The organism is Streptomyces sp. NPDC005423 (genome assembly GCF_040606415.1).
In the GTDB taxonomy this organism is placed as follows: Bacteria; Actinomycetota; Actinomycetes; order Streptomycetales; family Streptomycetaceae; genus Streptomyces.
Map to the genome: position 1 here is coordinate 187,686 of NZ_JBEXET010000003.1, position 18,988 is coordinate 206,673.

The 18,988-nt window shown below is 72.4% G+C and carries 18 protein-coding genes; 5 read left to right on the plus strand and 13 right to left on the minus strand.

What is annotated here, in order from left to right; translation table 11 throughout:
• Positions 1-16: 16 nt before the first annotated feature.
• The 3 genes from ABZT12_RS07145 to deoC are packed head-to-tail and all read right to left on the minus strand — an operon-like array spanning position 17 to position 3,305.
• Entirely contained in the window at positions 17-925 is a 909-nt protein-coding gene (locus tag ABZT12_RS07145; RefSeq protein WP_356378602.1) for an aldehyde dehydrogenase family protein, read from the minus strand.
• A complete protein-coding gene (locus ABZT12_RS07150) occupies positions 915-2,351 on the minus strand; it encodes an aldehyde dehydrogenase family protein (RefSeq protein WP_356378605.1) in 1,437 nt (478 codons plus the stop codon). The genes ABZT12_RS07145 and ABZT12_RS07150 overlap by 11 nt, the downstream gene beginning before the upstream one ends.
• A gap of 6 nt (positions 2,352-2,357) precedes the next feature.
• Positions 2,358-3,305, minus strand: coding sequence for a deoxyribose-phosphate aldolase (gene deoC, locus ABZT12_RS07155; protein ID WP_356379036.1), 948 nt, complete (start codon positions 3,303-3,305; stop codon positions 2,358-2,360).
• 146 nt (positions 3,306-3,451) lie between these two features.
• On the opposite strand from deoC, the gene ABZT12_RS07160 reads away from it, so the two are divergent.
• Positions 3,452-4,177, plus strand: coding sequence for a PH domain-containing protein (locus ABZT12_RS07160; protein ID WP_356378608.1), 726 nt, complete (start codon positions 3,452-3,454; stop codon positions 4,175-4,177).
• 53 nt (positions 4,178-4,230) lie between these two features.
• On the opposite strand, the gene ABZT12_RS07165 is transcribed toward ABZT12_RS07160, so the two are convergent.
• The 4 genes from ABZT12_RS07165 to ABZT12_RS07180 all read right to left on the minus strand — a co-directional run bounded on the left by ABZT12_RS07165 (position 4,231) and on the right by ABZT12_RS07180 (position 8,854).
• Positions 4,231-5,379: a hypothetical protein gene (locus ABZT12_RS07165; protein ID WP_356379038.1), complete on the minus strand. Its 1,149-nt coding sequence runs from the start codon at positions 5,377-5,379 to the stop codon at positions 4,231-4,233.
• A 181-nt stretch (positions 5,380-5,560) separates the two neighbouring features.
• Positions 5,561-7,192 (minus strand): phospho-sugar mutase, encoded by a 1,632-nt coding sequence (locus tag ABZT12_RS07170; RefSeq protein ID WP_356378611.1) that lies wholly within the window; start codon positions 7,190-7,192, stop codon positions 5,561-5,563.
• A 270-nt stretch (positions 7,193-7,462) separates the two neighbouring features.
• Positions 7,463-8,299 (minus strand): purine-nucleoside phosphorylase, encoded by an 837-nt coding sequence (locus tag ABZT12_RS07175; RefSeq protein WP_356378614.1) that lies wholly within the window; start codon positions 8,297-8,299, stop codon positions 7,463-7,465.
• A 117-nt stretch (positions 8,300-8,416) separates the two neighbouring features.
• Complete coding sequence (locus ABZT12_RS07180) at positions 8,417-8,854, minus strand: gamma-glutamylcyclotransferase (protein ID WP_356378617.1); 438 nt, start codon at positions 8,852-8,854, stop codon at positions 8,417-8,419.
• A gap of 137 nt (positions 8,855-8,991) precedes the next feature.
• Between ABZT12_RS07180 and ABZT12_RS07185 the strand changes: the two genes are divergently transcribed.
• Both ABZT12_RS07185 and ABZT12_RS07190 read left to right on the plus strand, forming a co-directional pair.
• Positions 8,992-10,440, plus strand: coding sequence for an NAD(P)H-quinone dehydrogenase (locus tag ABZT12_RS07185; RefSeq protein ID WP_356378620.1), 1,449 nt, complete (start codon positions 8,992-8,994; stop codon positions 10,438-10,440).
• 173 nt (positions 10,441-10,613) lie between these two features.
• The gene (locus ABZT12_RS07190; protein WP_356378623.1) at positions 10,614-11,585 is read left to right on the plus strand and encodes a DeoR/GlpR family DNA-binding transcription regulator; all 972 of its coding nucleotides are present in this window, start codon (positions 10,614-10,616) and stop codon (positions 11,583-11,585) included.
• A gap of 103 nt (positions 11,586-11,688) precedes the next feature.
• Here ABZT12_RS07190 and ABZT12_RS07195 read toward each other — a convergent pair whose 3' ends face one another.
• Together ABZT12_RS07195 and ABZT12_RS07200 are read right to left on the minus strand one after the other, a co-directional pair.
• Positions 11,689-12,234 carry a TetR/AcrR family transcriptional regulator gene (locus tag ABZT12_RS07195; protein WP_356378626.1) on the minus strand — a complete coding sequence of 182 codons (546 nt, stop codon included), beginning with the start codon at positions 12,232-12,234 and terminating at the stop codon, positions 11,689-11,691.
• Positions 12,235-12,523: 289 nt separating this feature from the next.
• The gene (locus ABZT12_RS07200; RefSeq protein ID WP_356378629.1) at positions 12,524-14,296 is read right to left on the minus strand and encodes a biotin carboxylase N-terminal domain-containing protein; all 1,773 of its coding nucleotides are present in this window, start codon (positions 14,294-14,296) and stop codon (positions 12,524-12,526) included.
• Between the two features lie 375 nt (positions 14,297-14,671).
• Between ABZT12_RS07200 and ABZT12_RS07205 the strand changes: the two genes are divergently transcribed.
• Positions 14,672-15,199, plus strand: coding sequence for a hypothetical protein (locus tag ABZT12_RS07205; RefSeq protein WP_356378632.1), 528 nt, complete (start codon positions 14,672-14,674; stop codon positions 15,197-15,199).
• A 57-nt stretch (positions 15,200-15,256) separates the two neighbouring features.
• Here ABZT12_RS07205 and ABZT12_RS07210 read toward each other — a convergent pair whose 3' ends face one another.
• The 4 genes from ABZT12_RS07210 to ABZT12_RS07225 are packed head-to-tail and all read right to left on the minus strand — an operon-like array spanning position 15,257 to position 17,961.
• A complete protein-coding gene (locus ABZT12_RS07210) occupies positions 15,257-15,877 on the minus strand; it encodes a nucleoside triphosphate pyrophosphatase (protein WP_356378635.1) in 621 nt (206 codons plus the stop codon).
• 55 nt (positions 15,878-15,932) lie between these two features.
• Positions 15,933-16,070 (minus strand): hypothetical protein, encoded by a 138-nt coding sequence (locus ABZT12_RS07215; RefSeq protein WP_356379060.1) that lies wholly within the window; start codon positions 16,068-16,070, stop codon positions 15,933-15,935.
• 50 nt (positions 16,071-16,120) lie between these two features.
• Complete coding sequence (locus ABZT12_RS07220; protein ID WP_356378638.1) at positions 16,121-16,330, minus strand: acyl-CoA carboxylase epsilon subunit; 210 nt, start codon at positions 16,328-16,330, stop codon at positions 16,121-16,123.
• 38 nt (positions 16,331-16,368) lie between these two features.
• Complete coding sequence (locus ABZT12_RS07225; protein ID WP_356378641.1) at positions 16,369-17,961, minus strand: acyl-CoA carboxylase subunit beta; 1,593 nt, start codon at positions 17,959-17,961, stop codon at positions 16,369-16,371.
• Between the two features lie 110 nt (positions 17,962-18,071).
• Between ABZT12_RS07225 and ABZT12_RS07230 the strand changes: the two genes are divergently transcribed.
• Complete coding sequence (locus tag ABZT12_RS07230) at positions 18,072-18,965, plus strand: biotin--[acetyl-CoA-carboxylase] ligase (RefSeq protein WP_356378644.1); 894 nt, start codon at positions 18,072-18,074, stop codon at positions 18,963-18,965.
• Positions 18,966-18,988 lie beyond the last annotated feature (23 nt).

An 18,988-nucleotide genomic window follows, 5' to 3' on the forward strand; every position in this document is an offset into this window, starting at 1 on the left:
CGCTCTCCGGTCCCGGTCAGTACGAGGACCCCGACGCGCCCAGTGACCCCGTCGGGTGCCAGACCGTCTTGGTCTCCAGGAACGCCGTCAGACGCTCGGTGCCCGGCGTCTCGGCGTGATCCACAGGCTGTGGACGCAGTACCCGCTTCAGGTTGTCCGCCGCCGCGATCTCCAGCTCCTTCGCCAGGGCGTCGTCCGCGCCGGCCAGGTCGATCGCGTTGACGTCCTGGTGTGCGGCCAGGGGGGCGGCGAGCTCCGCGGTGCCGCCCGAGAGGATGTTGACGACTCCGCCGGGCAGGTCGGAGGTGGCCAGTACCTCGCCCAGGGACAGGGCCGGGAGCGGGGAGCGCTCGCTCGCGATCACGACGGCCGTGTTGCCCGTCGCGATCACCGGGGCGATCACCGAGACCAGGCCCAGGAACGACGACTCCTGCGGGGCGAGGACGGTGACCACGCCCGTCGGCTCCGGGGAGGAGAGGTTGAAGAACGGCCCCGCCACCGGGTTGGCGCCGCCGACCACCTGGGCGATCTTGTCGGTCCAGCCCGCGTACCAGACCCAGCGGTCGATCGCCGCGTCCACGACGGCCGCCGCCCTGGACCTCGACAGCCCCTCCGCGTCGGCCACTTCGCGCGCGAACTGGTCCCTGCGGCCCTCCAGCATCTCGGCGACGCGGTAGAGGATCTGGCCCCGGTTGTACGCCGTGGCGCCGGACCAGCCGCCGAACGCCTTGCGGGCGGCGACGACCGCGTCCCGGGCGTCCTTGCGGGAGGAACGCGGCGCGTTCGCGAGCCAGTTGCCCTTGGAGTCGGTCACCTCGTACACCCGGCCGCTCTCGGAACGCGGGAACTTCCCGCCCACGTACAGCTTGTAGGTCTTGAAGACGCTCAGCCGCTGCTGTTCGGACTTGGTCGACTTATCGGACATCGAGGTACGCCTCCAGGCCGTGGCGACCGCCCTCGCGGCCGAAGCCCGACTCCTTGTAACCGCCGAACGGCGAGGTCGGGTCGAACTTGTTGAACGTGTTGGACCAGATGACACCCGCGCGCAGCTTGCCCGCCACGGCGAGGATGCGGGAGCCCTTCTCGGTCCAGATGCCCGCGGAGAGGCCGTACTGGCTGTTGTTGGCCTTGGCGACCGCCTCTTCGGGCGTGCGGAAGGACAGTACGGAGAGCACCGGGCCGAAGATCTCGTCGCGGGCGATGGTGTGCGCCTGGGTGACGCCGGTGAAGAGCGTCGGCGCGAACCAGTAGCCGGCGGACGGGAGTTCGCACTCCGGGGACCAGCGCTCGGCGCCCTCCGCCTCGCCCTGCTCGACGAGCGAGGTGATCCGCGCGAGCTGCTCGGCGGAGTTGATCGCGCCGATGTCGGTGTTCTTGTCGAGCGGGTCGCCGAGGCGGAGCGTGGAGAGGCGCCGCTTGAGCGAGTCCAGCAACTCGTCCTGGACGGACTCCTGGACGAGGAGCCGGGAGCCCGCGCAGCAGACCTGCCCCTGGTTGAAGAAGATGCCGGTGACGATCCCCTCGACGGCCTGGTCGATCGGGGCGTCGTCGAAGACGATGTTGGCGCCCTTGCCGCCCAGTTCGAGGCCGACCCTCTTCTCCGTGCCGGCCACCTGACGGGCGATCGCCTTGCCCACCGCCGTGGAACCGGTGAAGGCGACCTTGTTGACGTCGGGGTGCGCGACCAGCGCGGCGCCCGTGTCGCCGTACCCGGGAAGGATGTTGACGACTCCCCGGGGGAGACCGGCCTGGCGGCAGATGTCCGCGAAGAACAGGGCGGACAGCGGGGTGGTCTCGGCGGGCTTGAGCACCACCGTGTTGCCGGTGGCCAGCGCCGGAGCGATCTTCCACGCGAGCATCAGCAGCGGGAAGTTCCACGGGATGATCTGGCCCGCGACGCCCAGCGGCCGGGGGTCGGCGCCGAAGCCCGCGTGCCCGAGCTTGTCGGCCCAGCCCGCGTAGTAGAAGAAGTGCGCGGCGACCAGGGGGAGATCGGCGTCCCGCGTCTCCCTGATGGGCTTGCCGTTGTCCAGGGTCTCCAGGACGGCCAGTTCGCGGCTGCGCTCCTGGATGATCCGGGCGATACGGAACAGGTACTTGGCGCGCTCGGAGCCGGGCAGCGCCGACCACTTCGCGAAGGCCGTACGGGCGGCCCGTACCGCGCGGTCCACGTCCGCCTCGCCCGCCTGGGCGACCTCGGAGAGGACCTCCTCGGTGGCGGGGGAGACGGTCTTGAAGACCCGGCCGTCGGCCGCCTCGGTGAACTCGCCGTCGATGAACAGGCCGTAGGAGGGCGCGATGTCCACGACGGCGCGGGACTCGGGCGCCGGTGCGTACTCGAAGGAAGCCATGAGAAATCAGTCCACCGTCACGTAGTCGGGGCCGGAGTAGCGGCCGGTGGCCAGCTTCTGACGCTGCATCAGCAGATCGTTCAGGAGCGAGGACGCGCCGAAGCGGAACCAGTGGTTGTCCAGCCAGTCCTCGCCCGCGGTCTCGTTGACCAGGACCAGGAACTTGACCGCGTCCTTGGAGGTGCGGATGCCGCCCGCGGGCTTCACGCCGACCTGCACACCGGTCTGGGCGCGGAAGTCCCGTACGGCCTCCAGCATGAGGAGGGTGTTGGCGGGGGTGGCGTTGACGGCGACCTTGCCGGTGGACGTCTTGATGAAGTCGGCGCCGGCCAGCATGCCGAGCCAGGAGGCGCGGCGGATGTTGTCGTACGTCGACAGCTCGCCCGTCTCGAAGATGACCTTGAGGCGGGCCGCCCCCGACGCCTCCTTCACGGCGACGATCTCGTCGTACACCTTCAGGTAGTGGCCGGCCAGGAACGCCCCCCGGTCGATGACCATGTCGATCTCGTCGGCACCGGCGCCGACCGCGTCGCGCACGTCGGCCAGCTTCACGGCGAGCGAGGCGCGGCCCGCGGGGAACGCGGTGGCGACCGACGCGACCTTCACCGGGGAGCCGGCGACGGCCTCCTTGGCGGCGGCCACCATGTCGGGGTAGACGCAGACCGCGGCGGTGGCGGGGGCCGTACGGTCGGTCGGGTCGGGACGGACCGCCTTGGCGCCGAGCGCCCGGACCTTGCCCGGGGTGTCCGCGCCTTCCAGCGTGGTCAGGTCGACCATCGAGATGGCGAGGTCGATCGCGTACGCCTTCGCGGTGGTCTTGATGGAACGGGTGCCGAGCGAGGCGGCGCGCGCCTCCAGGCCGACCGCGTCGACGCCGGGCAGCCCGTGGAGGAAGCGGCGCAGCGTGCTGTCGGACGCCGTTACCTCGCCGAGTGCTTGAGAAGTGGTGGGCATGGTCACCAGCCGAGCATATCTACGCGCGTAGCGGCTGTACACCCCGGGACATCGGCCCACCGCGGTGCCCGCCGCCCGCCCCCGGCCGGCTCGTCCGGCCGCACCGCCTACGAACGCGCCCGCGGGCGTCGGGCACAATCGGGACCATGACCACCCCGCCGCATGAGCCCCCCGCGCCACAGCCCCCGGTACCGGTGTCCAAGGACCGGATCTACCGGTCGCCCGGCGGCCTCGTCGGCGGCGTGCTGCTGTTCGTCATCGCCGGGTGGCTCGGCATCGACGCGCTGGTGACGGGCGACGGCCGCACGCCGTGGCTGGCGCTCGCGGGACTGATCCTCGTGGTGCCGGCGGTCGGCGCCTTCACCCTGCGCCCGGCGGTCTACGCCAACGAGGACCGGCTGCGGGTGCGCAACCCGTTCCGCGTCATCGTGCTGCCGTGGGGCGCGGTGGCCGCCCTGCGCTCCGGGTTCTCCAACGAGGTCGTCGCCAAGTCCGGCGCCAAGTACCAGCTGTGGGCGATCCCGGTCTCGCTGCGCGCCCGCAAGAAGGCATCCCGCCGGGAGACGCGCGCGGCGGCGGAGGCGGCGGGCGGCCGGAGCGGCGGCGCCGGGGGGCTCGGCGGCTTCGGCGGCGGCTTCGGGGGCGGGCTCGGCGGCGGACTGGGCGGTGGGGGCGGGCGGGGTCCCGCGGTGCCGTCCGGCGGTACCCGCGCGGAGACCGACAAGGTCATGGACGACCTGCGGGAGACGCTGGAACGGCGCGAGGGGGCGGAGCCGGCGCAGGGCGAGGTCACCGTGCGGTGGGCGTACGAGGTGATCGCTCCGGCGGTCGCGGGCGCGGTGCTGCTGGTCATTTTGCTGGCGATGGGCTGACGGGCTGACGGGCTGACGGTTGGCGGGCGCGATCGGTTCAAGGCGCGGTCGGTTCAGGGTGCGCTGGGCCAGACGAGGGCCATGTACGCGCCGCAGTACGCCGATCCGGTCACCGCGAGGGCCAGGACCAGGCCCCGGTGCCGGGGAGAGGCGCGGCTGAGGTGCAGGGCCGCCGGGAGCAGCAGGGGGAAGGCCGGCAGGAGGAAGCGGGCGCGCGGGAAGTAGACACCGCCGCTGCCCAGCACGATCGCCAGCAGTACACCCGTGTAGACCAGCAGCGGCAGCGGCTGGCGGTCCCAGACCGACAGCGCGAACAGCAGCGCCGACGCCAGCAGCGTCACGCTCACCGTCACCAGGAACAGCTCGGGCGTCGAGTCGTGCGCCAGATACTCCCGCAGCCGCCGCAGGGTCTCCGCGCCGCCGTCCAGCTCGTTGTGCCAGAGCCGTTGTACGGCGAGGTAGCCGTCCCAGCGGCCCAGGCGCAGGCCCACCCAGCCGACGTAGGAGCACCAGCCGAGCGGGGCGAGGGCGGCGGCCGTGAGGGCGCGGGCGGAGAAGCCGCGGCGCAGGGAGAGCAGGGCCGTGACGGTGACCGCGGCGGCGACCGCGATGCCGGTGGGGCGGGTCAGGCCCGCGAGGACCGCGCCGCCCGCCGCCCAGAGCGGGCGCTCCGTGAGCAGGGCGTACAGCGCCCAGGCCGCGAAGGCGGTGAAGAGGGACTCGGTGTAGCCCATCCACTGCACCAGACCGACCGGCAGCGCGGCCCACAGGACGGTGAGCAGGACGCCCGTCCGGCGGTCATGGAGGCGGTCACCGATCGCGAAGACGCCCCAGGCGGCGACGAGCGAGGCCAGGACGGCGACCCCGAGGCCGGCCGACGCCCGGCTGCCGGGGGTGACCGCCGCGACCGCCCGCACCAGGAACGGGTAGAGCGGGAAGAACGCCAGGTTGTTCGCGTCGTACGCGGTGCCCAGGTGGTGGGTGTAGCCGTGGCCGGCGATGCCGAGATACCAGTCGGCGTCCCAGCGCGTCGCCAGGATCGGCCAGACGCCGTGGTGCCGGCGGTGCGCCCAGAACGCCAGCAGCAGCAGACCGCAGACGCGTACGGCGGCGTAGGCGGCGAGGGCGGGCAGCGCCCGGCGCACGGCCGCGAGGCGGGCCGCCGGAGCCGGGCCGGGGTGGGGTCGCCGGGAGCCCGGGATCTGTCCGCCGGGGACGGTCTCGGGTGCGGTGGAGGACACGGCGGCGGCTCCAGGGCTTCGGCGGGGCGCTACCGCTCCACCGTTGCCCAGGACGGCCCGGTGTGCCGTGGGGGGTGCGTCGACTGCCCGGCCCGAATCACTCGATGGGGTGCCCGGACGCGGGCACCCCATCGGGCTGCGGTCAGATGCCGGCCGCCGCCGACAGGTCGCGCTTGATCATGGCGAGCGTCTCGGCGGCCCGCGCGCGGGCGGCCGGGAGACCGGCGTGCTCGGCGACCGGGACCACGACCTCCAGGTAGCACTTGAGCTTCGGCTCGGTGCCGCTGGGGCGTACGACGACCCGGGCGCCGTCGAGCGTGTAGCGCAGCCCGTCCGTGGGCGGCAGCGTCTCCGTGCCGCGCGCGAGGTCCTCGGCCCGGGTGACGCGCAGCCCCGCGAGGTGGACCGGGGGACGCTCGCGCAGCCGCCGCATCGCGTCCGCGATCACCGAGAGGTCCTCGACGCGGACCGCCAACTGGTCGGTGGCGTGCAGGCCGTGTTCCACGGCGAGGTCGTCGAGGAGGCCCAGCAGATCGCGGCCCTGCTCCTTGAGTTCGGACGCCAGCTCGGTGATGAGCAGCGCGGCGGTGATGCCGTCCTTGTCGCGTACGCCGTCCGGGTCGACGCAGTAGCCGAGGGCCTCCTCGTAGCCGTAGCGCAGGCCGTCGACGCGGGCGATCCACTTGAAGCCGGTGAGGGTCTCCTCGTAGGGGAGGCCCGCCTTCTCGGCGATACGGCCGAGGAGGGAGGAGGAGACGATCGACTCGGCGAAGGTGCCGCGGGCGCCGCGCCGCACGAGGTGGGCGGCGAGCAGGGCGCCGACCTCGTCGCCGCGCAGCATGCGCCACTCGCCCGCGTCCTGCACGGCCACAGCACAGCGGTCGGCGTCCGGGTCGTTGGCGATGACCAGGTCGGGGTCGGTGGCGCGGGCCCGGGCGAAGGAGAGGTCCATCGCGCCGGGCTCCTCCGGGTTGGGGAACGCGACGGTGGGGAAGTCCGGGTCCGGCTCGGCCTGTTCGGCGACGAGGACGGGCTCGGGGAACCCGGCCCGCGCGAACGCGGCCAGCAGGACGTCCTTGCCGACACCGTGCATCGCCGTGTAGACGGTACGGGCCGTGCGCGGGGAACCGGCGCCCAGCACGGCGTCCGTGCGGGCGAGGTAGGCGTCGAGGACACCGTCGTCGAGGGTGCGCCAGCCGTCCTCGGGGCGCGGCACGTCGTGCAGGGAGACGATCGCGTCGATCTCCGCCGCGATCTCCGCGTCCGCCGGGGGCACGATCTGCGAGCCGTCGCCGAGGTAGACCTTGTAGCCGTTGTCCCGGGGCGGGTTGTGGCTGGCGGTGACCTCCACACCCGCGACCGCGCCCAGATGCCGTATCGCGAAGGCGAGGACCGGGGTCGGCAGGGGGCGGGGCAGCACCAGCGCGGTCAGGCCCGCGCCGGTCATCACGGCGGCGGTGTCGCGGGCGAAGTCGGCGGACTTGTGGCGGGCGTCGTAGCCGATCACCACCGGGCCGTCGGTCCGGCCTCTGGCCTTGAGGTACGCGGCGAGTCCGGCGGCGGCGCGGATGACGACCGAGCGGTTCATCCGCATGGGGCCCGCCCCGAGTTCGCCGCGCAGCCCCGCGGTGCCGAACTGGAGGGTGCCGGCGAAGCGCGCGGTCAGCTCCGCGTGGTCCCCGGCGTCGATCAGCTCGGCGAGTTCCCCGCGAGTCTCCGGGTCCGGGTCCTCGGCGAGCCAGGACTTGGCCTGCGCGATGAGATCGGCGTGCACGGTCGGTCAACCTCTCGTTGCCTGATGGTGGTCTCTTGGTGCGGGTCGGTCCCCGGGGGCCGTACCCCCGGAATCCTCCGCCGCCGTTCCGGACGGGTCGCGTCCGCGAAGCCGGACGACCCGGCGGGCCGGATGCGCCGGATGCGCCGGGCGGACGCTGCCGGTCCGGCGGTGCCGGACGGTGCCGGTCCGTGCCGGACGGGCGGGCCGACCGCTGCCGGCCGGACGGTGCCGGCCCGTGCCGACACCTGTCCGCCGCGGCGGACGTGTCTACAGCCTGCCCAGCACCTGGGTGAGCAGCGCCCCCATCTGGGTGGCCGAGTCGCGGCCGGCCTGGAGGACCTCTTCGTGGTTCAGGGGTTCGCCCGTCATGCCGGCGGCGAGGTTCGTCACCAGGGAGATGCCGAGGACCTCGGCGCCCGCCTCGCGGGCGGCGATCGCCTCCAGGACCGTCGACATGCCGACCAGGTCCGCGCCGATCACCCGGGCCATGCGGATCTCGGCCGGCGTCTCGTAGTGCGGGCCGGGGAACTGGGCGTAGACGCCCTCTTCGAGGCCGGGGTCGATGTCCTTGCACAGGGCGCGCAGCCGCGGGGAGTACAGGTCCGTCAGGTCGACGAAGTTCGCGCCGATGATCGGCGAGGTGGCCGTCAGGTTGATGTGGTCGCTGATCAGGACGGGCTGGCCGGGACGCATGCCCTCGCGCAGACCGCCGCAGCCGTTGGTGAGCACGACGGTCTTGCAGCCCGCGGCGGCGGCGGTACGGACGCCGTGCGCGACGGCGGCGACACCGCGGCCCTCGTAGTAGTGCGTACGGCCGAGGAAGACCAGCGCGCGCTTCTCCCCGATCAGGTAGGAGCGGACCTTGCCGCCGTGGCCCTCCACGGCCGGCGGCGGGAAGCCGGGCAGCTCGGTGACCGGGAACTCGGCCTCGGCCTCGCCGAGGGCGTCCACGGCCGGGGCCCAGCCGGAGCCCATCACGAGGGCGACGTCGTGGGTCTCGGCGCCCGTCAGTTCGCGCAGGCGCGTGGCGGCGGCGTCAGCGGCGGCCCGTGGATCACTCGGGGTGGCGCCCTGGATGTCGTCCGGAAGAAGAGATGCGTTCACGCGGATGAGCGTAGCCGCTCCCGGCCTACGCGCGTAGATGACGGAGCGAACGGGTTGGCGATCGTTGTCTTGTCGTTTCCAACGAGGGCCGGGCGGAGCGGTGTCGGTGGGAAAGCCTCAGCAGGGGCGCTTGCGGAGTTCCATCACGTAGTCGTGCGGGGCGCCCGCCGACTCGGCCGCGTCGGCGATCTCGCCCAGATAGCGGGCCGAGGGCAGGCCGCCCTCGTAGCCGTTGAGCACGTACAGCCAGGCCGGCTCCTCGCCGTCCAGGGTGTGCACCCGCACCCGCATCCGGCGGTAGATGTCCAGGCCGACGCCCTCCCACCGGTCCATGGACTCCTCGTCGAGCGGCGCGATCTCGTACAGCGCGACGAAGACCTGGGAGCGCGGGGCCTCCACGATCGTGGCCAGCGCGCCCTCCCAGCCCATGTGCTCGCCGCCGAAGGTCAGCCGCCATCCGTTCAGCCAGCCCGTGGCGCGCAGCGGCGAGTGCGGGGCGCGGCGGGTCATCAGCCGCGGGTCGAGATTGCCGGCGTACGCGGCGTAGAGCGACATGGGTCGAGGGTACGGCAGCCGACCCGCGGGTCACTCCCGTAACGGGGTACCCGCGGGTACCTTGCGTCGCCCCCCGGCGGCACGCTTCGAAGCGTGCGTACGCCCCCGGGCGGAAGCACCTTGAGGCGTGCGGGACAATGGGGTACGTGACTCGGATCGTGATCATCGGTGGCGGACCCGGCGGCTATGAAGCGGCGCTGGTGGCAGCGCAGCTCGGCGCGGAGGTGACCGTCGTCGACTGCGACGGTCTGGGCGGGGCGTCGGTGCTCACCGACTGCGTGCCGTCGAAGACGCTCATCGCGACGGCCGAGGTGATGACCACCTTCGACTCGTCGTACGAGGAGCTGGGGATCATCGTCGCCGACGACACGCCACCCCTGGAGCAGGCCGCCCGGGTGGTCGGGGTCGACCTCGGCAAGGTCAACCGACGGGTGAAGCGGCTCGCGCTGGCCCAGTCGCACGACATCACCGCCTCCGTGACCCGGGCCGGCGCCCGGGTGCTGCGCGGGCGCGGGCGGCTCGACGGCATGCAGGCCATGGACGGCTCCCGCAAGGTCGTCGTGCGCGCGGTCGACGGCTCCGAGGAGACCCTCACCGCCGACGCCGTCCTCATCGCCACCGGCGGCCACCCGCGCGAGCTGGACGACGCCCGGCCCGACGGCGAGCGCATCCTCAACTGGACCCAGGTCTACGACCTCACCGAGCTGCCCGAAGAGCTGATCGTGGTCGGCTCCGGTGTCACCGGCGCCGAGTTCGCCGGTGCCTACCAGGCGCTCGGCTCCAAGGTCACCCTGGTCTCCTCCCGCGACCGGGTGCTGCCGGGCGAGGACCCGGACGCCGCCGCCGTCCTGGAGGACGTCTTCCGCCGCCGCGGCATGAACGTCATGGCCCGCTCCCGCGCCCAGTCCGCCAAGCGGGTCGGCGACCGGGTCGAGGTCGCGCTCGCCGACGGCCGGGTCATCACCGGCTCGCACTGCCTCATGGCGGTCGGCGCCATCCCCAACTCCGCGGGCATGGGCCTGGAGGACGCGGGCGTCAAACTGCGCGACTCGGGCCACATCTGGACCGACAAGGTGTCGCGGACGACGGCTCCCGGGGTCTACGCGGCCGGTGACGTGACCGGGGTCTTCGCGCTCGCCTCGGTCGCCGCGATGCAGGGCCGGATCGCCATGTACCACTTCCTCGGCGACGCGGTGGCCCCGCTCAACCTGAAGACGGTCTCCTCCAACGTCTTCACGGACCCCGAGATCGCCACGGTCGGCTACTCCCAGGCCGACGTGGACGGCGGCAAGATCGACGCCCGGGTCGTGAAGCTCCCGCTGCTGCGCAACCCGCGCGCCAAGATGCTGGGCATCCGGGACGGTTTCGTCAAGATCTTCTGCCGCCCGGGCACCGGGATCGTGGTGGGCGGTGTGGTCGTCGCCCCCCGCGCCTCGGAGCTGATCCACCCCATCTCCATCGCCGTGGACAACAACATGACGGTCGAACAGATCGCGAACGCCTTCACCGTCTATCCCTCCCTCTCCGGCTCGATCGCCGAAGTGGCCCGGCAGTTGCACACGCGCAAGGACAAGGGGGAACTGTGAGGCCCCGCCGACTCCTGCCGACTCCCGCTGGTGACGGGGGATCTGAGCCCGGTCCGGCGGCATAAGCGGTCGGACTAGGCCCTATACCACCTCCTGTCCCTCTGTGCGAACAACTTCTGCTATTCGGCGCAAACAGCTGAAAGCAGACGGTCGTTGGGGTTACTGTCAGTTTCGTGTTCGCTGCAGAACGTCGCCAATTGATCCTCGAAATGGTGCGAGCGAACGGGGCCGTGTCGCTCCGTGAACTCGCCCGCGTCGTCCAGACCTCCGAAGTGACCGTACGGCGGGACGTGCGCGCGCTGGAGGCAGAAGGACTCCTCGACCGCCGGCACGGCGGTGCGGTACTGCCGGGCGGTTTCACGCGGGAGTCCGGCTTTCCGCAGAAGTCACATCTCGCGACCGCCGAGAAGACGGCCATCGCCGATCTCGCCGCGAGCTTCGTCGAAGAGGGCGAGGCCATCGTGGTGGGGGCCGGCACCACGACCCAGGAGCTGGCCCGCCGGCTGGCCCGGGTCCCCGGCCTGACCGTGGTCACCAACTCCCTGCTGGTGGCCCAGGCGTTGGCCCATGCCAACCGGGTCGAGGTGGTGATGACCGGCGGTACCCTGCGCGGCTCCAACTACGCCCTCGTCGGGTCCGGAGCCGAGCAGTCCCTCCAGGGCCTGCGGGTCTCGCGCGCCTTCCTCTCCGGGAGCGGACTCACCGCCGAGCGCGGGCTGTCCACCTCCAACATGCTGTCGGCCTCCGTCGACCGGGCGCTCGTCCAGGCGGCCGCGGAGGTCGTCGTCCTCGCCGATCACACCAAACTCGGCACGGACACGATGTTCCAGACCGTGCCCACGGACGTGATCACCCGGCTCGTCACCGACGAACCGCCCGCGCACGACGACCGCGCCGCCACCGAACTTCAGGCCCTGGCCGACCAAGGGGTGCAGATCGCCGTGGCCGGCGGCCCGGGAAACCCGGGGGGTGATCAGGCCCCGGCGCGGGAACACCGGCGCCGGGAGGTACCTCTGCCGGCCCCACGGCGCGGTCAAGTACCGGGCGGAGGACCGGGGTTGCGTACGGCGGCGGTGCTCGCCGGCGACCAGCCCCCCGGCTCGGAACGGGAACGCGCACGGGTGGCGGACCTCCGCCGAAGGTGAGCGAAAGCGAGCGAAGGTGAGTGACGGCGAGCGAAGGTGAGTGATCGCGGGTGAAGTGCCCGTCACTTCGTCCGAGTTGAGCATCCACACCGCCCTCGCGGCGCTACGGCTTCAGTCCCCGCAGCGTCAACCGCAGGAGTCGGTCCGCCAGTTCGGGGTCGTCGGGGTTCTCCTCCGCGGCCAGTGCGATCGCGTGCGTCAGTTGCAGGAGGTCGCCGATCTCCACGTCCCGGCGCACCTCGCCCGACTCCTGGGCCCGGGCCAGCAGCGCGCCGCCCGCCTCCCGGATGGGGCCGCTGCACCGGGCCAGCGCCGAGGAGTCGTCCTGCGCCACCGCCATCAGCGCCCGCGCCAGGCCCCGGTACTCGCTCGCGTGCGTCACCGTCTCGCGCAGCCAGGTCACCAACGCCCCGCACGGTTGCGGGGCCCGCAGCAACTCGCCCGACCGGGCCAGGAGTTCACCCGCCGCGTCCTCGAAGACTGCGCTCATCAGGGACTGCCGGTTGGGGAAGTGCCGGTAGAGCGTGCCGATCCCGACCCCGGCCCGGCGGGCGACGTCCTCCAGGGAGGCGTCCGTGCCGTGTTCGGCGAAGGAGGCGCGCGCCTCGGCCAGCAGCCGCCCGTAGTTGCGGCGGGCGTCGGCGCGCATGGCGCGTGGCGGTGCGGTCCCTCGTGACGTCGTGTCCGCGTCCGTCATCACACCCACCGCCCTCTCGCCGTCCGGCCCGTGCCCAGCATGCCATCGGTGACGGGCGGCGCGTGACGCGTGCCGTGTGGCGGGGGCGGCGCGGGTGCCTGGCGGGCGGTGCGGGGTGAGCGGCGGGAGCCGGACGTCGAAGCGCCCGGCGCGGGCCGAGGGTTCTCGGTGCGCGCCGGGCGCTTCGGATGACGCGGCCGTACGGGACGCCGCCGGGCGGCGACGCCGTACGGCCGGTCGCTCAGTCCTTGATCTCGCAGATGACCGCGCCCGAGGTGAGCGAGGCGCCGACCTCCGCGCCCAGGCCCTTGACGGTGCCGGACTTGTGGGCGTTGAGCGGCTGTTCCATCTTCATCGCTTCGAGGACGACGATGAGGTCGCCCTCTTTGACCTCCTGCCCCTCCTCGACCGCGACCTTGACGATCGTGCCCTGCATCGGCGAGGCGAGGCTGTCGCCGGAGGCCACCGGGCCGGACTTCTTCGCCGCCCGGCGCTTGGGCTTGGCGCCCGCCGCCAGCCCGGTGCGGGCCAGCGACATGCCGAGCGAGGAGGGCAGCGACACCTCCAGCCGCTTGCCGCCGACCTCGACGACGACGGTCTCGCGGCCGGCGTCCTCATCGGCCTCCGCGTCGGCGGGGACCACGAAGGGCTTGATCTCGTTGACGAACTCGGTCTCGATCCACCGGGTGTGGATCGTGAACGGGGCGTCGGAGCCGGTCAGTTCGGGAGCGAACGCCGGGTCCCTGACCACCGCGCGGTGGAACGGGATCGCCGTCGCCATGCCCTCGACCTGGAACTCCTCCAGCGCACGCGAGGCACGCTGCAGGGCCTGCTCACGGGTGGCGCCGGTGACGATCAGCTTCGCCAGCAGCGAGTCCCACGCCGGGCCGATGACCGAGCCCGCCTCGACGCCCGCGTCCAGCCGCACGCCCGGACCGGACGGCGTGCTGAACCGGGTCACCGTGCCGGGCGCGGGCAGGAAGCCCCGGCCCGGGTCCTCGCCGTTGATCCGGAACTCGATGGAGTGACCGCGCAACTTCGGGTCCCCGTAACCGAGTTCCTCGCCGTCGGCGATCCGGAACATCTCGCGCACCAGGTCGATGCCGGCGACCTCCTCGGTCACCGGGTGCTCCACCTGGAGGCGGGTGTTGACCTCCAGGAAGGAGATCGTGCCGTCCGCGCCGACCAGGAACTCCACCGTGCCGGCGCCGACGTAGCCGGCCTCCTTCAGGATCGCCTTGGACGAGGCGTACAACTCCGCGACCTGTGCGTCGGAGAGGAACGGCGCGGGGGCCTCCTCGACCAGCTTCTGGTGACGCCGCTGGAGAGAGCAGTCACGCGTGGAGACGACCACCACGTTGCCGTGCGAGTCGGCCAGGCACTGGGTCTCCACGTGCCGCGGCTTGTCCAGGTAACGCTCCACGAAGCACTCGCCGCGACCGAAGGCGGCGACCGCCTCGCGCACCGCGGAGTCGTACAGTTCGGGGACTTCCTCCAGGGTCCGGGCGACCTTCAGACCACGGCCGCCGCCGCCGAACGCGGCCTTGATCGCGATCGGCAGCCCGTGCTCCTCGGCGAACGCCACGACCTCGTCGGCCCCCGAGACCGGGTCGGGCGTGCCGGCCACCAGTGGCGCACCGGCCCGCTGGGCGATGTGCCGGGCGGCGACCTTGTCACCGAGGTCGCGGATCGCCTGCGGGGGCGGCCCGATCCAGATGAGACCCGCGTCGAGCACCGCCTGGGCGAACTCCGCGTTCTCCGACAGGAAGCCGTAGCCGGGATGGATGGCGTCCGCACCAGACTCACGGGCCGCGTTCAACACCTTGGCGATGTCCAGATAACTGGTCCCCGGAGTGTCACCGCCCAGGGCGAACGCCTCATCCGCGGCGCGGACATGCAGAGCGTCCCGGTCCGGGTCGGCGTAGACGGCCACGCTCGCGATCCCGGCGTCCTGGCACGCCCGGGCCACGCGGACAGCGATTTCGCCACGATTGGCGATGAGCACCTTGCGCACGATTGAGGCTCCCTCCTTGAAACAAGCCGAGTTTAGGGACTGCCGACACGGCACATCGACCCGTCCCCAATGGTGAGCTTGCCCACACGGAGCGTGATTCGAGGCTCGCTCGACCCGCGAAATCCCTTGTCGCACCTCGGTGCGCAGGACTCCTCCCGGAAACCCTAGCCCTCCTGTGTGGCCAAGGTCTCTGTGAGAGCGTGCTGCGCACCACGACGTTTCTTTGTGGAGTCCCTACGAATGGCCCAATGATTCTTTGCCCTCGCCGGACCCCTTGTCCCCCGGTTTACCCGTTAGTAGCGTTCACGATGGATCGAACGTACGCCAGGTAACCGCAGCTTTGAGCGAGTGCCAGTCGAAAGTGGGTGGGGGCCGGTGGTTCGCAGACCGGTGGCATGGATCGTGGCTGTCGTCCTCTTCGCGGAGGCGCTGGGGGTCGCGGCGCTCAACTGGTTCCTGGGGATCGTCGTCGACCGTCAGGACATGTCCCTGGCCGGCCTCGACCCGGACACGATGTCGGTCTCCTCCAAGGCCGGCGGCGTGGTCTTCGGCCTCTACTTCGCGCTCTGCGGACTGGTCGCGCTGCTCGTCGCCGTGCGCGACCGGGCCCCCGCGGGCCTGGGGCGGGTCCTGCTGATCAGCGTCGCCGTGGTGCACGCGCTGCTGGGCGCCTTCGCCTGGGGGCTGGTGGGCCCGGTCGCTTTCCTCTTCATGATCCTGGTGCTCGCTCTGGTCGTCCTGCTGCTGATGACGTACGACCGTCTCCAGGGCCCGTCCGCGCAGGGTTCCGGACCCGGTCCCGGGCCAGGTTCGGGACAGGAATCCGGGCCGGGGTCCGGAAAGGGTTCCGGAGCGGCGGAGGGGCCCGGCCCGGTCAACCCGCCTGCCCCCAGCCCTTCCTGACCCTGCCGAGCTCCTCCCTGCCCTCCCGGGACTCCCGACTCTGCCGAGTCCGGGCGGCTACCGGTCCGGCGTGGTCCACAACTCCGTGATGCCTACGCCCAGTTGGGCCAGCAGCCGGCGAAGGAGCGGCAGGCTGAGGCCGATCACGTTGCCGTGGTCGCCGTCGATGCCCTCGATGAACGGCGCCGAGCGGCCGTCGAGCGTGAACGCCCCGGCGACGTACAGGGGTTCACCCGTGGCGACGTACGCGGCGACCTCCGCGTCGGTCGGCTCGCCGAACCGGACCACCGTGGACGCGATGCCCGAGACGTACCGTCCCGTCGTCGTGTCGTAGACGCAGTGGCCCGTCTGGAGCGTGCCCGCCCGGCCGCGCATCGCCTTCCAGCGCGCGGTGGCCTCCGCGGCGTCCACGGGCTTGCCGAGGGCCTCCCCGTCCAGGTCGAGCACCGAGTCGCAGCCGATCACCAGGGCGCCCGTCACCTCGGGCCGGGCGGCGACCACGGAGGCCTTCGCCTCGGCGAGCGCGAGGGCCAGGTCGGCGGGGGTGGGGGCGGTCACGGCGTCCTCGTCGACCCCGCTGACGATCACCTCGGGATCGAGCCCGGCCTGCCGCAGCAGTCCGAGCCGGGCGGGGGACTGGGAGGCGAGCACGAGTCGGCGGCGCGGCTGATCTGTCATACGCCCAGCGTATCGACGCCCCGCCGGCCGCTCCTCGCCGGTCGGTTCCCCCGCCTCACAGCAGCCCGAGGACGAGCATCGCGATCACCATGGCCAGCGCCATGAGAACGCCGAGCCGCCGCAACATGACCTGCGTCTCGCGCAGTTCCTCGGGCGGCTCGTTCTCGGGGTCGGACCACAGCATGCCGTCCATGGTCGGACGGCGGCCCGGGGCGGCGCCTGAGTACCCGTACTCAACTCTCGCTAGCCGGGCCAGTACGTACGGGCCCACGCCGTCGCCCCCGGGCGGGGGAGCCGGCCGGCCGCGATGCGTGCCGGGTCCGACCAGGAGTCCCGCGGGCGGGGCGCGCCGGGCGGGGCACCGGCCGCCGCCGCGGCGCGCGCCCTGACCACCGCCAGGGCGGCGGCCAGTTCCTCCGGGGTCGGATTGCCCCGTACCACCTTGATCGTCATGACGGCTCCTGGAGGCTTCGCGAGTGGCTGTTGCGGCACTAGAGGGGGATGTTGCCGTGCTTCTTCGGCGGCAGGGACGCCCGCTTGGTACGGAGCTGACGCAGCCCCCGTACGACCTGGCGGCGCGTGTCGGACGGCACGATCACCGCGTCGACGTAACCGCGCTCGGCGGCGACGTACGGGTTGAGGAGGGTGTCCTCGTACTCCTGGATCAGCCGGGCCCGGGTGGCCTCCGCGTCGCCCGCCGCCTCGGCCTCGGCGAGCGCGCGGCGGTGCAGGATGTTGACCGCGCCCTGCGCGCCCATCACGGCGATCTGGGCGGTCGGCCAGGCCAGGTTGAGGTCGGCGCCCAGGTGCTTGGAGCCCATCACGTCGTAGGCGCCGCCGAAGGCCTTGCGGGTGATGATCGTGATCAGCGGGACCGTCGCCTCCGCGTAGGCGTAGATCAGCTTCGCGCCGCGCCGGATGATGCCCGTGTGCTCCTGGCCGACGCCGGGGAGGAACCCGGGCACGTCGACGAAGGTAATGACCGGGACGTTGAACGCGTCGCAGGTGCGGACGAAGCGGGCCGCCTTCTCGCTCGCGTCGATGTCCAGACAACCCGCGTACTGCATCGGCTGGTTGGCTACGATGCCCACCGGCCGCCCCTCCACCCGCCCGAACCCGGTGAGGATGTTCGGCGCGAACAGCGGCTGCGTCTCGAAGAACTCCCCGTCGTCCAGGACGTGTTCGACCACCGAGTGCATGTCGTACGGCTGGTTCGCGCTGTCCGGGACGAGCGTGTCCAGCTCGCGGTCCTCGTCCGTGACGGCGAGGTCCGCCTCCTCCGGGAACGCCGGCGGTTCGCTGAGGTTGTTGGACGGCAGGTACGACAGCAGCTGCTTGACGTACTCGATGGCGTCCTTCTCGTCCCCGGCCATGTGATGGGCCACGCCCGACACGGAGTTGTGGGTGCGCGCGCCGCCCAGCTCCTCGAAGCCGACGTCCTCGCCGGTGACCGTCTTGATGACGTCAGGGCCGGTGATGAACATGTGCGAGGTCTGGTCGACCATGACGGTGAAGTCGGTGATCGCGGGGGAGTAGACCGCGCCGCCCGCGCACGGACCGACGACCAGGGAGATCTGCGGGATCACGCCCGAGGCGTGGGTGTTGCGGCGGAAGATCTCGCCGTAGGCGCCGAGGGAGGCCACGCCCTCCTGGATGCGGGCGCCGCCGGAGTCGTTGATGCCGATGACCGGGCAGCCGGTCCGCAGCGCGAAGTCCATCACCTTGACGATCTTCTGGCCGTAGACCTCGCCGAGGGCGCCGCCGAAGACGGTGAAGTCCTGCGAGAACACGGCGACGGGACGGCCGTCGACCGTGCCGTAGCCGCTCACGACGCCGTCACCGTAGGGGCGGTTGTGCTCCAGCCCGAAGTCGGTGGAACGGTGCCGGGCGAACTCGTCGAACTCGACGAACGACTCCTCGTCCAGCAGCAGTTCGATCCGCTCACGGGCCGTCAACTTGCCCTTGGCGTGCTGCTTTTCGACGGCGCGTTCCGAACCGGCGTGCGTCGCTTCCTGGATACGGCGCTGCAGATCCGCGAGCTTGCCCGCGGTCGTGTGGAGGTCGATCTCTTCCGGCTCGGACATCGGGATGCGGCTCCCTGCCTGCTCAAAAGGGGGGACGGTTACTCATCCGTAGAGTAGTGGGGTGCTTCCCGATCGGCAGTGCGGCGTTGAACACACCTAGGGTGGCTTGCATGACGCCGCGAGATGTCCCAGACGCGAATTCCCCGGACGACGGCCGGGCCGGCAACGGCAGCCGCTGGTCCGACCTGGAGCGCCCGCCCCTGAACGCCGGGGCGCTGCGCCGGGCGCTGGTGCGGGAGGGCGGCCTGTGGACCGGCGTCGACGTGGTGCAGCGCACCGGCTCCACCAACTCCGACCTGGTCGCCCTGGCCGCCGCGGGCAAGGCCGCCGAGGGCGCCGTACTGGTCGCCGAGGAGCAGACCTCGGGGCGGGGCCGCCTGGACCGCCGCTGGAGCGCGCCGCCCCGCTCCGGCCTCTTCTTCTCCGTGCTGCTGGAACCGGTTGGGGTGCCGGTGGCCCGCTGGGGCTGGCTGCCGCTGCTCACCGGGGTCGCCGTCGCCACGGGACTGTCCAAGGCCGCCGGCGTGGACACGGCACTCAAATGGCCCAACGACCTCCTGGTGACCGTGGCGGGTGCGGAGCGCAAGGCCGGCGGCATCCTCGCCGAGCGGGCCGGGGACGGCGCGGTGGTCGTCGGGGTCGGCATCAACGTCACCCTGCGCGAGGACGAGCTGCCGGTGCCCCAGGCGGGCTCCCTGGCGCTCGCGGGAGCCGTCGGCACCGACCGCGACCCCCTCCTCCGGGGCGTCCTGCGCTCCCTGGAGCAGTGGTACGGCAAGTGGCGCGGAGCCGGCGGCGACCCGGCGCTCAGCGGCCTCCAGGAGACCTACGCGGCCGGATGCTCCACGCTCGGCCGGACCGTCCGCGCCGAACTCCCCGGCGACCGTTCGCTGACGGGGGAGGCCGTGGCGGTCGACGGGGACGGGCGGCTGGTGCTGGCCACGGCGGACGGGGTGCAGGAACCGGTGGGGGCCGGGGACATCGTCCACCTGCGCCCGGTGTGAGACCGTCCGTCCGCAGGGCACGG

Bases quoted from the DNA above. Each gene is read 5' to 3' on its own strand.
- ABZT12_RS07150 (WP_356378605.1), bottom strand. From the start codon at position 2,351: ATGGCTTCCTTCGAGTACGCACCGGCGCCCGAGTCCCGCGCCGTCGTG.
- ABZT12_RS07220 (WP_356378638.1), bottom strand. From the start codon at position 16,330: ATGACGATCAAGGTGGTACGGGGCAATCCGACCCCGGAGGAACTGGCC.
- ABZT12_RS07180 (WP_356378617.1), bottom strand. From the start codon at position 8,854: ATGTCGCTCTACGCCGCGTACGCCGGCAATCTCGACCCGCGGCTGATG.
- ABZT12_RS07185 (WP_356378620.1), top strand. From the start codon at position 8,992: ATGGGGTACGTGACTCGGATCGTGATCATCGGTGGCGGACCCGGCGGC.
- ABZT12_RS07210 (WP_356378635.1), bottom strand. From the start codon at position 15,877: ATGACAGATCAGCCGCGCCGCCGACTCGTGCTCGCCTCCCAGTCCCCC.
- ABZT12_RS07145 (WP_356378602.1), bottom strand. From the start codon at position 925: ATGTCCGATAAGTCGACCAAGTCCGAACAGCAGCGGCTGAGCGTCTTC.
- ABZT12_RS07225 (WP_356378641.1), bottom strand. From the start codon at position 17,961: ATGTCCGAGCCGGAAGAGATCGACCTCCACACGACCGCGGGCAAGCTC.
- ABZT12_RS07195 (WP_356378626.1), bottom strand. From the start codon at position 12,234: ATGCGCGCCGACGCCCGCCGCAACTACGGGCGGCTGCTGGCCGAGGCG.
- ABZT12_RS07230 (WP_356378644.1), top strand. From the start codon at position 18,072: ATGACGCCGCGAGATGTCCCAGACGCGAATTCCCCGGACGACGGCCGG.
- ABZT12_RS07160 (WP_356378608.1), top strand. From the start codon at position 3,452: ATGACCACCCCGCCGCATGAGCCCCCCGCGCCACAGCCCCCGGTACCG.
- ABZT12_RS07215 (WP_356379060.1), bottom strand. From the start codon at position 16,070: ATGGACGGCATGCTGTGGTCCGACCCCGAGAACGAGCCGCCCGAGGAA.
- deoC (WP_356379036.1), bottom strand. From the start codon at position 3,305: ATGCCCACCACTTCTCAAGCACTCGGCGAGGTAACGGCGTCCGACAGC.